Below are 14,258 nucleotides of genomic sequence, written 5' to 3'. Positions count from 1 at the left end.
GTACGCCGTGTCGGGTCGTGGAGCACGCCGTGTCGGGCCCTCCGGCACATGGTGTCGGCCGTCACGGCCGTATCGTGGACGGGCATGTACGCACGGTTGGTACTCCCGGTGGAGGCTCGATGACATCGCTCGCGGTCCGGTTGGCTGCGGCCACGTCGAACGCGCTCAGCAAGGTCGCCGGGGACGGTGTCGCCGACCTCCGCCCGATGCCGAGGGTGCTCATCGATCAGGGGCCACTGCGGTCGGTGTACCGGTTCACCGCGCACGGCGACGAGCCGGGCGGCGAACCGGTCCTGCTCGTGCCGCCGCTGGCCGCGCCCGCCCTGTGCTTCGACCTGCGCAGGGGCTGCAGCCTCGCCGAGCACCTCGTCGGTGCCGGTCGCCGCACCTACCTGGTCGACTACGGCAACGTCTCCTTCTCCGACCGCAACCTCGGCGTGGAGCACTGGATCGACGAGGTGCTGCCGAAGGCGATCGAGAAGGTGCACGCCGACTCCGGTGGCCGGGATGTGCACGTGGTCGCGTGGTGCCTCGGCGGCATCTTCTCGCTGCTGACCGCGGCGGACCGCGCCGACCTGCCCATCAAGTCGATCACCACGGTCGCCTCGCCCTTCGACTTCACCCAGATCCCGCTGGTCGCGCCGTTCCGGCCGCTGGTGGACGTGACGGGCGGGCACATCCTCACCCCCGTCTACCGCGCGCTCGGCGGTGCCCCGGCGGGTCTTGTCACCCAGGCGTTCCGGCTCACCGGGATCGACAAGGAGATCACCAAGCCGCTGGCGATCATGAAGAACCTGGACGACCGCGACTACCTCGCCCAGATCGAGGCTGTCGATCGTTTCATGGCAAGCATGCTGGCCTATCCCGGACGCACGTTCGGGCAGCTCTACCACCGGTTCTTCCGCGCGAACGACCTCGCCGAGGGCACTGTGGACCTCGGTGGCAGGGTGATATCGCTGTCCGGTGTGACGGTGCCGACCCTGGTCATCGCCGGGGAGAACGACGTCATCGCGCCGCGCGGAGCTGTGGAGCGGCTCGTCGGCCTGCTCGACGGAGCACCGTCGGTGCGGTTCGAGTCCGCGCCGGGCGGGCATCTCGGAGTGATCACCGGGCGCGCGGCGCGACGCACCACATGGCGCTACATCGACGAGTTCCTCGACGAGCAGATGCGTTGAGCCGAATGACGCTTTCAGTCCGTCCGCGGGACCGAAAGCGTCATTCGGCTCGCGTCCGCGAACGCCGGTTCCTGTCGGTGCCTTCCGCTATGTTCGGCACAGCCCGAAGCCCCTCGTGGTCTGCCCGCGACGGACTCGGCCACGGCGCACATCACGGAAGGTGACGACCATGCCCAAGCCCATTCCGGACAACTATCCGCGCGTGATCCCGCATCTGAGCGTCAACGGCGCAGCCGAGGCGATCGGGTTCTACAGCGAGGTCTTCGGCGCCACGGAGCGCGGTGAACGCTTCACCACGCCGGACGGCAGCATCGCGCACGCGGAGCTGCAGGTCGGGGACGCGGTCATCATGCTGGCCGACGAGGACCCCGAGTTCGGCAACCGCGGCCCCCACGCGTTCGGCGGCACGCCGGTGACCATCATGCTTTACGTCGAGGATGTCGACGCGACGGTGCAGCGTGCCGTGCAGACCGGGGCCACGCTGGAGCAGCCGGTGACTGACGAGTTCTACGGCGACCGCGTCGGGCGGGTCACTGACCCCTTCGGGTACGCGTGGCACGTCGCTACCCATGTCGAGGACGTCTCGGACGAGGAGATGGCCGAGCGGGCCGCCGCGCTGTTCGGCGGCTGACCCCGGAGCACGGTTCGCGATGGGAGCTGAGTGACGCTTTCGGCCCATCTGCGGGAGCGAAAGCGTCACTCAGCTCATGCTCGTCGCGATGGAGCCAGGGTGACCGCGGTTCCTTCTATGGAGCCGAACGTGACATTCGGCTCCACCCCCTGCTACTTCAGCTCGGAGCTGCTCTTGCCGAGCAGCTTGCGTGCGACGATGAGCTGCTGGATCTGCTGGGTTCCCTCGAAGATGTCCAGGATCTTGCTGTCCCTGCTCCACTTCTCCAGCAGGCTCTGCTCGCTGTAGCCGAGGGTGCCGCACAGCTCGACGCAGCGCAGCGTGATGTCCACGACCGAGCGTCCGGCCTTGGCCTTGGACATGGACGCCTCCAGCGAGTTGGGCTCGCGGTTGTCGGCCATCCATGCCGCGCTCATCGTCATCAGATGGGCGGCCTCGTAGTCGGCTTCCAGCTGCAGGTAGGTGGCCGCGGCGGCGGGCTGGGAGTTGGCAGGCCGGTCGTAGTCGACCTCGATTCCCGCCTCGGAGAGCAGCCGCGCCGTCTCGTCGAGGGCCGCACGGGCCACGCCGACACCCATCGCCGCCACGAGCGGGCGGGTGTTGTCGAAGGTCTCCATGACCCCGGCGAAGCCCTTCTTGGTGTCGATCTCCGGGCTGCCGAGGAGGTTCTCCTTGGGCACGCGGCAGTTCTCGAGGCGGATGACCGCGGTGTCGGAGGCCTTGATACCGAGCTTGTGCTCAAGGCGCTCCACCCGGATGCCGGGACGGGACTTCTCCACCACGAACGACTTGATCGCGGCACGGCCCTTGTCCTTGTCCAAAGTGGCCCATACGACGACCGAGTCGGCGCGGTCGCCGGCCGTGACGAAGATCTTCTCGCCGTTGAGCACGTACTCGTCGCCGTCGAGCTCGGCGGTGGTCGACACGGCGGCGGAGTCCGAGCCGAAGTGCGGCTCGGTGATGGCCATCGCCGCCCACGTTCCGGCGAAACGCTCGAGCTGCTCGGGGTCGGCGACCGAGGCGATGGCGGCGTTACCGAGTCCCTGCCGGGGCATCGACAGCAGCAGCGCGACATCGCCCCAGCACATCTCGATGGTGCCGACGACGGTACGCAGGTTGGCGCCGTTGACGTTCTTCTTGCCGCCCTCGCCGTTGTCGTCCTTTCGGACGCCGGACGCTCCGGCACCGCCTTCACCGGAGGAGTTCAACCCGTCGATGAGCGAGGCGAGCATGTCCAGTTCCGAGGGGTAGCTGTGCTCGGCCCGGTCGTACTTGCGGGAGATGGGCCGGAAGACCTCGTTCGCCGCCTGGTACGCCTGGTTGACCAGCGCCTCGGCCTTCTTCGGGATCTCAAGATTGATCATGAGTGTGTCTCCTGAAACTGACGTCGTGTGTGGGGCAGTGCGTCCTTGCCGGGGCTACGGGCCGAGCAGGCCGCAGGTGCCCGTCTAGACCAGGACCGTGCCTTCCATCACGCCGATGGCGCGCAGGTCGCGGTACCAGCGCTCGACCGGGTGTTCCTTGGTGTAGCCGTGCCCGCCGAGGAGCTGGACACCGGCGCTGCCGATGAACATGCCCTTGTCGGCGGCCAGCTTGCGCGCGAGTGCGACCTCGCGGGCGTAGGGCAGGCCCTGCTCGGCGCGTGCCGCGGCGCGCAGTGTCACCAGCCGGATGCTCTCCAGCTCGATGGCGATGTCGGAGACCTGGAATGCCACGCCCTGCCGGTGGCTGATCGGCTCACCGAACGCCACCCGCTCGTTGACGTACGGGATGACGTAGTCGAGCACGGCCTTGCCGGTGCCTGCTGCCAGGGCGCACCAGCCGAGCCGGGACAGCCGCACCACCTCGGTGAAGGCGTCCGGGTCCCCTCCCGCGATCAGCGAGCCCGCAGGGAGCGAGACCTTGTCCAGGTGCACGCTGGCTGTGGCGGCGCCACGCAGCCCCATCGCGGGGTCGGGCTCGGTCGACACGCCCGCCGTGGAGGCCTCGACGAGGAACAGTGCGGGGCGGTGTCCGTTCTGGCCCTCGAGGTCTGCCGAGACCACGAACAGCTCCGCCTCGGCGGCACGGGGCACCAGTGCCTTGACGCCGTCCAGCTGGTAACCCTTCGGGGTGCGTTTGGCCCGGGTGCGGGGGCGCAGCGGGTCGAACAGCGGGGCGTGCTCGGCGAGCGCCAGGGCCGCGGCCGGTACGTTCTCGCCGGTGAACGCCGGGAGGTAGGTGGCCTGCTGGTCGGCGTCACCCCACTGCGCGAGCGTGGTGCTCACCGCGGACGGCGCGAGTGTGGCCACGGCAAGGCCCATGTCCCCGTGCGCGAGTGCCTCGGCGACCAGCACGTTGGTGACCACGTCCCGCTCCGTGCCGAACCCGCCGACGTCCTCGGGGATGCCCATCATCCCGATGCCCAGCTCGGCGGCGCGGGTGAGTAGCCCGTCCGGGGTCTGGCACTTGGCGTCGGCGTCCGGTGCGGCCGGGCGGAGCTGCTCGGCGGCGAAGTCGCGGACGGTGTCGACGATCATCTGCTGCTCGTCGGTGGGGTTGAGGTCGAACAACCCGCGCTCGCTCGCCGGGCCGAGCCTGGCGGGCTTGTCGAGTTTCCGGGTGGCCTGGAAGGTGCGGTTCGCCGCCCCGACAGCACGGAAGCCGTACTTCGTCGAGCCGTGCACAAGGTCCTCGAGCGGCTTGCGGAGACCGACCCTGTCGATCACCCGCGAGCTCGCGACCTTGTTCAGCGCGGCGAGACCGGCTCCCATCGCGTCGCGCTTCCTCGGCGGGTGCCCGCCTTGCTTGTTCTTCGGAGTGGGTACGGCGTCAGACACGGTCACTCTCCCATCGGCCGCGCACGGCCGTCGCGATAACCTACTCGTGAGTAAAGTAAACCCTCGGAGCTGGTTCGCGCCAGTGGGGTCGGTCACCTCATCGGGACGGAAGCCCGAGCGCTGTCGCCATCAGGGTCTCGAGCTCGGCTCGAATGCCGGGTCTGGCCGTGATGCGCCGGGTCCGTAGCAGGTCGTTGGCGATGGTCAGCGCGATGTGCACGATGATCCTGCCTTCCTGGGTGTCGCGCTCCGGCTGGAGCGCACACAGCAGGCGTACCCACTCGCTGACGTAGTCACGCTGCACGCGCCGCAGCTCGGCGCGCTCACCCTCGGACAGGGCGCTCATCTGCTGACCGACCGCCAGCAGGTCCGCATGGGTGAACATGGTCTCCACGTAGCTGCTGATCAGGCCGCGCAGCGCCGCGGTCTCGTCGGTCGCGGTCTCGGAGACGCGCTGCCTGCCGCGTTCGAGGCGGTCGGTCACCCGCTGCGAGACGGCAAGGAACAGGGCAGCCTTGCTCGGGAAGTGCCGGTAGACGCTGGGCCCGCTGATACCGGCGGCGGCACCGATATCGTCCATGCTCACCTCGTGGAAGCCCCGTACCTGGAAGAGCCTGCCTGCCTCGGTGATCAGCTGCTCACGCCGCGAGGCGCGCAGCACCTGGGACTCGGTGACCTCGGCAGCGGTCTCGCGTGCCTGCGCGCCGGGCGCCGGAGGTGCGCTCTCCGGCAGCGTGCAGTGCAGCACCGCGCGGGCCCGCTCGGCGAGGACGCGTTCGAACCGGCGCTTGGCGATGCGGGTCGAGTGCATCGACGCGCTGCCGAACGTGCTCAGCGCCGCCCAGCACAGCAGCTCGGCATCGGCCTCGGGCAGCTCCGGGCGCACCGCGCGCAGCGCCCGTGTCCAGTTGTCGAGCAGCTCCCGGGAGCGGCGGCGCGTGGCGGCTCGATCGCTCTCGCGCATGTGCCTGCGTTGCGTTCGCCACAGCGCGGTGAGCTCGCGCCGCTCGACGGAGAGCTTCGCCATGGTCGCCAGCATGTCCTCGACCTGCTCGGCCGAGGGGTGGGGATCGGTCCCGATCGCCCTGCTGGTCGCCTCAGCCAGCTCGTCGACGCCGCTGAGCACCACGTGGGCGAGCATGTCCTGCTTGTCGGTGAAGTGCCGGTAGATCGCGGGCCCGGTAACGCCTGCCGCGGCCGCGATGTCGGAGATGCCGACCTCGTGGTAGCCGTGTGTCCGGAAGAGCTCGGCGGCCACCGCCGCGAGCTGGGCCTTCCGGTTGCGTGGCCGCGCTGTCGTCGTCCTGCTCATAGCCTGCTCACGGCCTTGTCCGCGGCGCGTGCCGGTCGCCTGGTTCCGGGCTGCTGATCGACCGTCATAGTGAACATACTCTAGCGCGAGTTGAATAGCTGACAACCCATTGACAACAGGGCGTTCAGGCGCATTATGTTAGTGAGTATTAGCGCCACGAGGCAGTAGTGCTAGCTAGCGGATGTCGCGTGCATCAGGAAGGACATGTTGGCGTGAGCAATGAGGCGTTCATTTACGAGGCGATCCGTACGCCTCGGGGTAAGGGCAAGAAGGGATCCCTGCACGGGATCAAACCGATCGATCTCACCATCGGGCTGATCGAGGAGATCAAGCGCCGCCATCCTGGTTTGGACCCCGCCGCGATCGACGACATCATCATGGGGATCGTCTCGCCGGTCGGTGACCAGGGCGGCGTGCTGCCGAGGGCCGCCGCGATGGCCTCGGGGCTGCCCGACTCGGTCGCGGGCGTGCAGCTCAACCGTTTCTGCGCCTCCGGGCTCGAGGCGGTCAACCAGGCCGCGCAGAAGGTGCTGGCCGGCTGGGACCGGCTGCTGCTGGCGGGTGGCGTCGAGTCGATGTCGCGGGTGCCGATGGGTACCGACGGCGGGGCGATGTTCCTCGACCCGGCCACGAACTACGACACCTACTTCGTGCCGCAGGGCATCGGCGCCGACCTGATCGCCACGCTGGAAGGCTTCTCCCGGGAGGACGTCGACGCCTTCGCCGCGCGTTCCCAGGAGCGGGCCGAGGCCGCCTGGTCCGGCGGGTACTTCGCCAAGTCCGTGGTCCCGGTCACCGACATCAACGGCGTCACGGTGCTCGACCACGACGAGCACCGCAGGCCGGGCACCACCGTCGAGGACCTCGGCAAGCTCAACCCGTCGTTCGCCGGTATCGGCGAGATGGGTGGCTTCGACGCGGTGGCGCTGCAGAAGTACCACAACGTCGAGAAGATCAACCACGTGCACACCGGCGGGAACTCGTCCGGCATCGTCGACGGTGCCTCGCTCGTGCTCCTCGGTGACGAGCAGGCCGGCAAGGACTTCGGCCTGACCCCGCGCGCCCGGGTCGCGGCAACGGCCGTGACCGGCTCGGACCCGACCATCATGCTGACCGGCCCGACCCCTGCCACCGAGAAGGTGCTCGCCAAGGCCGGTCTCGGCGTCGACGACATCGACCTGTTCGAGCTGAACGAGGCGTTCGCCTCGGTGGTGCTGAAGTACCAGAAGGACCTGAACATCCCGGACGAGAAGCTCAACGTCAACGGCGGCGCCATCGCCATGGGGCACCCGCTGGGGGCCACCGGGGCGATGATCCTCGGCACCATGGTCGACGAGCTGGAACGCCGTAACGCCCGCAGGGCGCTGGTGACGTTGTGCATCGGCGGCGGCATGGGCCTGGCCACCATCATCGAGCGGGTCTGACCGGGCAGCGCAAACGGCGAGGAGAGCGATGACTGAATCCAAGACCATCCGTTGGGAGCAGGACTCCGACGGCATCGTGGTGCTGACGCTTGACGATCCCAACCAGTCGGCGAACACGATGAACACCGACTACATCGATTCGATGCTGGCGATCGTGGACCGTCTCGAGCAGGAGAAGGACTCGATCACCGGCGTGGTGGTCACCTCCGCGAAGAAGACCTTCTTCGCCGGTGGTGACCTCAACGACCTGATCCAGGCTCAGCCCGAACACGCTGAGCAGATGACCAGGATGGCCGACGAGCGGGTCAAGGCTCCGCTGCGCAAGCTGGAGACACTCGGCAAGCCGGTCGTCGCAGCCATCAACGGCGCGGCACTCGGCGGCGGGCTCGAGATCGCGCTTGCCTGCCACCACCGCATCGCGGCCGACGTCAAGGGCAGCCAGATCGGCCTGCCCGAGGTCACCCTCGGGCTGCTGCCCGGCGGTGGCGGCGTGACCCGTACCGTCCGGCTGCTGGGTATCCAGAACGCCGTGCTCAACGTGCTGGCCGAGGGGCAGCGGCACAAGCCGCGCAAGGCCCAGGAGGTCGGCATCATCGACGAGGTCGTCGACTCGATCGACGAGCTGCTGCCCAAGGCCAAGGAATGGATCAAGGCCAACCCGGAAGGCGGGGTGCAGCCCTGGGACAAGGACGGCTACAAGATCCCGGGCGGCACGCCGTCGAACCCGAGCTTCGCCGCGAACCTGCCCGCGTTCCCCGCGAACCTGCGCAAGCAGCTCAAGGGCGCGCCGATGCCCGCCCCGCGGGCGATCCTGGCCGCCGCGGTGGAGGGCTCGCAGGTCGACTTCGACACTGCCTCGAAGATCGAGTCGCGGTACCTGGTGCACCTGGCCACCGGGCAGGTGTCGAAGAACATGATCCAGGCGTTCTTCTTCGACCTGGAGACCATCAACAACGGCGGCAGCCGCCCGTCCGGCTACGACAAGCACACCGTGCGCAAGGTGGGTGTGCTCGGCGCGGGCATGATGGGCGCGGGCATCGCCTACGTCTCGGCCAAGGCCGGCATGGAGGTCGTGCTCAAGGACGTCAGCGTCGACAATGCCGAGAAGGGCAAGGACTACTCCCGCAAGCTGGAGGAGAAGGCGCTCTCCAGGGGCAAGACGACCCAGGAGAAGTCGGACGCCCTGCTCGACCGCATCACCACCACGGGCTCGCCGGAGGACCTCGACGGCGTCGACTTCGTGATCGAGGCGGTCTTCGAGAGCACCGACCTCAAGCACAAGGTCTTCCAGGAGATCGAGGACGTCGTCAACGAGGACGCGGTGCTCGGCTCGAACACCTCCACGCTGCCGATCACGGGCCTGGCCCAGGGGGTCAAGCGGCAGGAGGACTTCATCGGCATCCACTTCTTCTCGCCGGTGGACAAGATGCCGCTCGTGGAGATCATCTGCGGGGAGAAGACCTCGGACGCCACGCTGGCCAAGGTCTTCGACTACACCCTGGCGATCAACAAGACGCCGATCGTGGTCAACGACAGCCGCGGGTTCTTCACCAGCCGCGTCATCGGGACCTTCATCAACGAGGCCATCGCCGCGGTCGGTGAGGGTGTCGAGCCCGCGAGCATCGAGCAGGCGGGTTCACAGGCCGGGTTCCCCGCGCCTCCGCTGCAGCTGTCCGACGAGCTCACCCTGACGCTGATGCAGAAGATCCGCAACGAGACCAGGGCCGGGGTCGAGGCGGCAGGCGGTACGTGGACACCGCACGGCGCCGACTTCGTCGTGGACCGGATGGTCGACGAGTTCGACCGGCCCAGCAAGGCGGCAGGCGCCGGGTTCTACGAGTACGACGAGGACGGCAAGCGGATCGGGCTGTGGCCGGGCCTGCGCGACGCGTTCAAGACCGACTCCGACGAGGTCCCGTTCGTCGACCTCCAGGAGCGGATGCTGTTCGTGCAGGCCATCGAGACGGTCCGCTGCTTCGACGAGGGCGTGCTGAACTCGGTGGAGGATGCCAACATCGGCTCCATCTTCGGCATCGGCTTCCCGCCGTGGACCGGTGGTGTCGTGCAGTACATCAAGCAGTACCCCGGTGGGCTGCCCGGCTTCGTCGAGCGGGCTCGCGAGCTCGCAGCGAGGTACGGTTCCCAGTTCGAGCCTCCGCAGTCCCTTGTGGACAAGGCGAACAAGGGCGGAACCTTCGAGTAGACGGGAAAGCCTCCCCCAGCAGCGTGGCCCCGCGGGATCGATCCCGCGGGGCCACGCTCATGCGTGCGAGCTCAGCAGGAGTCGCGTGGCTGCACGCCTGCGAACCTGCGGTCCAGCCATTCCAGCGCCATCGGCCCGCCGACGGCGACGCCACCGATGTGCTCGGCGAGCGGGATCGCCGTCCACTGCACGCCGGCCCCCAGCTCGCAGTAGCGGTCCCGCAGCTGCCTGCCGACCGAGTACGGGATCAGCTCGTCGAGCGTTCCGTGGTACAGCAGTAACGGGGCCTGAGGTGCGTGCTGTCCCGCCCTGTTCTCCGCCAGCCGTTCCTGCCAGGCCGGGTCGTTCAGCGGATCGTCCATAGTGGTGTAGTCGGTCAGCGCGCCGAACGGCGCCGCGGAGCCGAGCTCGGCGGTGCAGGCCTGCTCGATGCGCTGGACCGTCCGCTCACCCCGGTCGTTGAGGATCTCCTCGAACGGCACGTCCTGGTAGGCATTCGCCAGCCCCAGCGCCGCGCCGAGCACCAGCCCGAACGCGGGGCCGCGCTCGTTGAACTCCGCGACCTCGACGAGATCGGCGGGAACGCCACCGGGCGCGGCGCCGACGAGGTCGAGCTCGGGGGCGTAGCGCGGGTGCAGCTCCGCGGCGAACGCGGCCGCCTGGCCGCCCTGCGAGTAACCGGCGATCCCCACCGGCCCGCCGGCGGAGAGCCCGGCCCCGTCGGCGCGCTGCGCCGCGCGGGCGGCGTCGAGCACGGCCGGACCTTCCGCCCGGCCGGTGGCGTAGGTGTGTGTGCCGGGTGTGCCGAGGCCCTCGTAGTCGGTGACGACGACGGCCCATCCCTTGGACAGCGCCTGCGCCAGCAGAGCTGCCTCCTGCTCGGTACCGGTGCGCAGCGCGTACGAGGGAGCGCAGTGGTCACCGATGCCGTGCGTGCCGACCGCGTAGCTCAGTAGCGGGCGGTCGCCGTCTCCCGACCATCCGGACCCCGGCAGGAGCAGGGTCGCCGACACGGCATTGTCCTCCCCGGTGGCCGAGGTGGATCGGTAGAGCAGCTGCCAGGCCCGCACCGGAACGTCGAGCACGCCGAACGGTTCGGCCCGCACGTCGACCTCGCGCTGCCGCAGCACCTCGCCCGGTTCGCCGTCCGGCAGCGGTTCCGGCGGGGTGTAGAAGGGATCCTCGGAGGGCGGTGGAGGTCCCTCCGCGCCCGCGGCCGCCCCTGTCGCGGGCACGACAAGCCCGAGTAGCAGCCCCGGCAGCAGGCTCAGTAGCAGGCCGAGCGCGGTGATCGCCGCCGCCGGCTTCCGGTGCTGGAGCCGTCGCCGACGGCGGGGTCTGCGGCGTGGTTCCGATCGCATGGGCAGCCCGACCTTTCCGGTAGAGTGGTAACAACAATTTTCAAAATATAGGACGAGCTCCGCGTATCTGGCAATAGCCGTTACCAAATGCTCGTCTGCGAGCGGTACCGGTGGGCGCGTCCCCGGCCAGTACGGTGCGGTCGCGGCTACCGGAACCTGCCCTGGCGTCGGGACCAGGGTCCGAAGGCAGCACGGCGGTGCTGAGGCGAAGGAGGGAACGTGACCGAGCGCGCGGCCGCGGGCGCTCGCCCGTACCGGGGCAAGGACATCGACCAGCGGCGGGCCGAGCGGCGCGCGAGGCTACTGGATGCGGCGCTGGAGCTGTTCACCTCGACCGGGTACCAGCACGCCGGGATCGCGCGGATCTGCACGCTCGCGGGCGTGTCCACGCGCAATTTCTACGAGGAGTTCTCCGGCAAGGAAGCCGTGCTGTGTGAGCTGCACGAGCGCATCAACGCCGTGGCGATGGAGCGGGTCACCGCCGTGCTGGACGAGGCGCGCGAACAGGAGCCCGCCGGGCGGATCCGCGTCCTGATCGACGCGTTCCTTTCCGGTGTCACCGCCGACCCCCGGGTCCCCAGGCTCGCCTACGTGGAGGCCGTCGGGGTGAGCCCGGCCCTGGAACGGCAACACCGGCGCTGGGTGGAGCGGTGGGCGAGCTACATCGCGTCCGAGGCCGAACGGGTCGCCGCGTACGGTCAGGCGCCGTCCCGTGACTACCGGCTGACCGCGCTCGGGCTGGTGGGTGCGATCACCGAGCTGCTGCGCGCCTGGCAGGCCGGGAGCTCGAGTTGTTCCGTCAGCGAGATCGCCGAGGAGATCCGGGAGCTGATGCTCGACGCGATCATCCGCCGCCCGGCGCCGTAGCGTCGCCGCGCAGGCCGAGGAGCATCGCGCGTATCACGGCAGAGCACTCGTCGCGCATCCGGCGCTTGTCCTCCTCGCCGGTCTCGGCCAGCCGCAGCCCGGCCGCGCCGAGCAGCTGGAAGCAGAACCACACCGTGGTGTTGATGTCGCTCGGCCGCAGGTAACCGGCGCCGCGCAGGGAATGCACGAACTGCTCGACGAGACCGTAGGCGTACTCCTTCTCGCACTCCTTCCATCTGGTCCAGCCGAGAGCCGAGGGGCCTTCCTGCCAGACCAGCCTGCCGTAGGTCGGGTCACAGCACCGGTCGAGGAAGGACTCGAGGCCGGCCAGCGCCGCTTCCCACGGGTCGGCGACCTCGGCGGTCTCGGCGGCGATGCGCTCGATGAGCTCGAGTTCCTGCGCCGCGAGCACGGCCTCGAACAGCGCCTGCTTGCCGGAGAAGTGGTGGTACACCGCGCCGCGAGTGACCTGGGCGTCCGCGGCGACGTCCGCCAGCGCCGTCCCCGCGTAGCCGCGCTCGGCGAACAACCTCGTCGCCACGTCCAGTACCGCGGCCCTGGTGGCGTCCGCGTACATCTCCCGGCGGCTCTTGACATGCGACATACGCTAAGTCTAACGACATACACGGTGTATGTGAGAAACATAGGGTAGGTGAGCCTGATGTCAGGGTGGAGTCAGGTACGTCGGCGGTACCAGCTCGTCTATGCGGTGGCCGAGGACATCACGCGGCACGGAGCGCAGGCACTGGACGGGTGGCTGGCCGACATCGACGCGGAGTTCGGCGATCTCGGCGCGTTCCTCAAGGACGTCCAGCGCCGGTGGCACACCGCCGTCGACGCGCATCTCGACGGGGTGCTGGAGCGTCAGCCGCAGGAGATGGCGACAGCGGTCGCCGCGGCGTTCGCTGCCGCTGACAGGGCGAACGCCTCGCTGGTCCGGTTGCTCGATGCCGCGGACGGGCATCCGGCGCTGGAGGCAGGGCGGCAGCGGCACCGCTCGGAGGTGCTGACCGCCACCGGCGTGGACCCGGCTGCCCTGCCCGGTGCCGCGGAGGAGCCGGCCGGGCGGGGCGATGACCGGTGCCCGATCCGGCGAACGCGGCGCGTGCTGCGCGGGGCCTGGCGAGCCGGTGACTCCTGGGGCAGCGGGGGCCGTTCCCGACAGATGTCCGGCAGGTCGGCATGAACGGCCAGGCCCGGGCGGCTCACCCGACGGACGAACCCCTGTTCAACCCGTTCGCGGAGGGCTTCACCGACGACCCGTACCCGCACTATGCCGTGCTGCGCGACCGCGCCCCGGTGTACGAGCACCCGCTCGGGTTCTGGGTGCTGTCCCGCCACGAGGAGGTGTCCGAGCTGCTGCGCTCGGGCAACTCGGTGGAGGAGCGCAACGCGGGGCCAGGGCCGATGCGTGACGTGATAGCCGGAAGCTACGGTGATCGCGCACCCCGCATGAACGGTATGTCCATCCTGGATCTGGATCCTCCCGCGCATACGCGGTTGCGGAGACTGGTCGCGAAGGCGTTCACGCCGCGTGCGATCGAGGCGTTGCGGCCGCGGATCCGCGAACTCGTCGACGAGCTGGTGGAGCCGGTCATCGGGGAAGGCGAGGTCGACCTGGTCCGGACGGTCGCGTTCCCGCTCCCGTTCGCGGTGATCTCCGAGATGATGGGTATGCCCAGGGTCGATGTCGCCAGGCTGCGCGACCTCACCGGTACGCTGGTGCGCTCCCTCGAGCCGGTGGCCGACCCGGAGATGCTCGAGGCGATCGTCGCCGCCGACGACGAGGTGATGCGGATGATCGCCGACATCATCGCGTGGAAGCGGCGCAACAGGGGAGACGACCTGCTGACCGCGCTGATCGACGCGGAGGAGGACGGGGACAGTCTCAGCGATGACGAGCTGGTGGCTCAGGTCGCGCTGCTGTTCATCGCCGGGCACGAGACCACCGTCAACCTGATCGGGGGAGGGGCGCTGGCCCTGCTGCGCCATCCCGGCCAGCTCGCGCGGCTGCGCGCCGAGCCGGACCTGCTGCCCACTGCCGTGGAGGAGCTGTTGCGGTACGACAGCCCCGTGCAGTCGAGCAGGCGGATCACGGTGCGACCGCACCGGGCTGCTGGGGTGGAGATCCCGGAAGGGGCATTCGTGATGGCCGCACTCGCCTCGGCCAACCGGGACGAGCGGCAGTGGGGCGAGGATGCCGACCGGGTGCGCCTGGACCGGCCGCACCCGCACCGGCACGTGTCCTTCGGTGCGGGCGTGCATCACTGCCTCGGCGCCTCGCTCGCCCGGGTGGAGGCGCAGATCGCCCTGGAGAAGCTGGTCACCAGGACCGGCGATCTCGCCCTCACCGGCGAGGTCGCGTGGAACGGCCGCATCAACCTCCGCGGCCCGGCCCACCTCCCCGTCGCCGTACGCTGAATGACGCTTTCAGTCCACGAGACGGACTGAAAGCGTCATTCAACC

General features: G+C 69.3%; 12 protein-coding genes. 7 read left to right on the top strand and 5 right to left on the bottom strand.

Going from position 1 to position 14,258, the window contains the following annotated elements:
• Positions 1–119 precede the first annotated feature (119 nt).
• Together H0B56_RS06980 and H0B56_RS06975 are read left to right on the top strand one after the other, a co-directional pair.
• Positions 120–1,175 carry an alpha/beta fold hydrolase gene (locus tag H0B56_RS06980; RefSeq protein WP_180892095.1) on the top strand — a complete coding sequence of 352 codons (1,056 nt, stop codon included), beginning with the start codon at positions 120–122 and terminating at the stop codon, positions 1,173–1,175.
• A gap of 169 nt (positions 1,176–1,344) precedes the next feature.
• Positions 1,345–1,806, top strand: a complete 462-nt coding sequence (locus H0B56_RS06975; protein WP_180892094.1) for a VOC family protein — start codon at positions 1,345–1,347, stop codon at positions 1,804–1,806.
• Between the two features lie 152 nt (positions 1,807–1,958).
• Here the strand turns inward: H0B56_RS06975 and H0B56_RS06970 are convergent, their stop codons facing one another.
• The 3 genes from H0B56_RS06970 to H0B56_RS06960 all read right to left on the bottom strand — a co-directional run bounded on the left by H0B56_RS06970 (position 1,959) and on the right by H0B56_RS06960 (position 5,937).
• On the bottom strand, positions 1,959–3,170 hold the full coding sequence (locus H0B56_RS06970; protein ID WP_180892093.1) for an acyl-CoA dehydrogenase family protein: 1,212 nt from the start codon (positions 3,168–3,170) through the stop codon (positions 1,959–1,961).
• A gap of 84 nt (positions 3,171–3,254) precedes the next feature.
• Positions 3,255–4,559 (bottom strand): acyl-CoA dehydrogenase family protein, encoded by a 1,305-nt coding sequence (locus tag H0B56_RS06965; protein WP_180892388.1) that lies wholly within the window; start codon positions 4,557–4,559, stop codon positions 3,255–3,257.
• A gap of 163 nt (positions 4,560–4,722) precedes the next feature.
• On the bottom strand, positions 4,723–5,937 hold the full coding sequence (locus H0B56_RS06960; protein ID WP_180892092.1) for a TetR/AcrR family transcriptional regulator: 1,215 nt from the start codon (positions 5,935–5,937) through the stop codon (positions 4,723–4,725).
• A gap of 212 nt (positions 5,938–6,149) precedes the next feature.
• Here H0B56_RS06960 and H0B56_RS06955 point away from each other — a divergent pair, with 212 nt between their 5' ends.
• Entirely contained in the window at positions 6,150–7,361 is a 1,212-nt protein-coding gene (locus H0B56_RS06955; RefSeq protein ID WP_180892091.1) for an acetyl-CoA C-acetyltransferase, read from the top strand.
• 28 nt (positions 7,362–7,389) lie between these two features.
• Positions 7,390–9,564, top strand: a complete 2,175-nt coding sequence (locus tag H0B56_RS06950; RefSeq protein ID WP_180892090.1) for a 3-hydroxyacyl-CoA dehydrogenase NAD-binding domain-containing protein — start codon at positions 7,390–7,392, stop codon at positions 9,562–9,564.
• 71 nt (positions 9,565–9,635) lie between these two features.
• On the opposite strand, the gene H0B56_RS06945 is transcribed toward H0B56_RS06950, so the two are convergent.
• Positions 9,636–10,925, bottom strand: a complete 1,290-nt coding sequence (locus tag H0B56_RS06945) for a lipase family protein (protein ID WP_180892089.1) — start codon at positions 10,923–10,925, stop codon at positions 9,636–9,638.
• A gap of 219 nt (positions 10,926–11,144) precedes the next feature.
• Here H0B56_RS06945 and H0B56_RS06940 point away from each other — a divergent pair, with 219 nt between their 5' ends.
• A complete protein-coding gene (locus H0B56_RS06940) occupies positions 11,145–11,792 on the top strand; it encodes a TetR/AcrR family transcriptional regulator (RefSeq protein WP_343063786.1) in 648 nt (215 codons plus the stop codon).
• Here H0B56_RS06940 and H0B56_RS06935 read toward each other — a convergent pair.
• Positions 11,770–12,396 (bottom strand): TetR/AcrR family transcriptional regulator, encoded by a 627-nt coding sequence (locus H0B56_RS06935; RefSeq protein ID WP_180892088.1) that lies wholly within the window; start codon positions 12,394–12,396, stop codon positions 11,770–11,772. The genes H0B56_RS06940 and H0B56_RS06935 overlap by 23 nt on opposite strands.
• A 57-nt stretch (positions 12,397–12,453) precedes the next feature.
• On the opposite strand from H0B56_RS06935, the gene H0B56_RS06930 reads away from it, so the two are divergent.
• On the top strand, positions 12,454–12,978 hold the full coding sequence (locus H0B56_RS06930) for a hypothetical protein (protein ID WP_180892087.1): 525 nt from the start codon (positions 12,454–12,456) through the stop codon (positions 12,976–12,978).
• Positions 12,975–14,213 carry a cytochrome P450 gene (locus tag H0B56_RS06925; protein ID WP_180892086.1) on the top strand — a complete coding sequence of 413 codons (1,239 nt, stop codon included), beginning with the start codon at positions 12,975–12,977 and terminating at the stop codon, positions 14,211–14,213. Before H0B56_RS06930 ends, H0B56_RS06925 begins: the two co-directional genes overlap by 4 nt.
• Positions 14,214–14,258: the final 45 nt, after the last annotated feature.

It is taken from the genome of Haloechinothrix aidingensis, assembly GCF_013450155.1.
GTDB classification, from domain to species: domain Bacteria; phylum Actinomycetota; class Actinomycetes; order Mycobacteriales; family Pseudonocardiaceae; genus Haloechinothrix; species Haloechinothrix aidingensis.
Note: the sequence above shows the minus strand (reverse complement) of the source record. Positions and strands in the feature narration are given on the sequence as shown.

What these genes read in the sequence shown, in the direction of transcription:
- H0B56_RS06935 (WP_180892088.1), bottom strand. Translation starts at nt 12,396, where the DNA reads ATGTCGCATGTCAAGAGCCGCCGGGAGATGTACGCGGACGCCACCAGG.
- H0B56_RS06930 (WP_180892087.1), top strand. Translation starts at nt 12,454, where the DNA reads ATGTCAGGGTGGAGTCAGGTACGTCGGCGGTACCAGCTCGTCTATGCG.
- H0B56_RS06950 (WP_180892090.1), top strand. Translation starts at nt 7,390, where the DNA reads ATGACTGAATCCAAGACCATCCGTTGGGAGCAGGACTCCGACGGCATC.
- H0B56_RS06980 (WP_180892095.1), top strand. Translation starts at nt 120, where the DNA reads ATGACATCGCTCGCGGTCCGGTTGGCTGCGGCCACGTCGAACGCGCTC.
- H0B56_RS06960 (WP_180892092.1), bottom strand. Translation starts at nt 5,937, where the DNA reads ATGAGCAGGACGACGACAGCGCGGCCACGCAACCGGAAGGCCCAGCTC.
- H0B56_RS06965 (WP_180892388.1), bottom strand. Translation starts at nt 4,559, where the DNA reads ATGGGAGCCGGTCTCGCCGCGCTGAACAAGGTCGCGAGCTCGCGGGTG.
- H0B56_RS06925 (WP_180892086.1), top strand. Translation starts at nt 12,975, where the DNA reads ATGAACGGCCAGGCCCGGGCGGCTCACCCGACGGACGAACCCCTGTTC.
- H0B56_RS06970 (WP_180892093.1), bottom strand. Translation starts at nt 3,170, where the DNA reads ATGATCAATCTTGAGATCCCGAAGAAGGCCGAGGCGCTGGTCAACCAG.
- H0B56_RS06975 (WP_180892094.1), top strand. Translation starts at nt 1,345, where the DNA reads ATGCCCAAGCCCATTCCGGACAACTATCCGCGCGTGATCCCGCATCTG.
- H0B56_RS06945 (WP_180892089.1), bottom strand. Translation starts at nt 10,925, where the DNA reads ATGCGATCGGAACCACGCCGCAGACCCCGCCGTCGGCGACGGCTCCAG.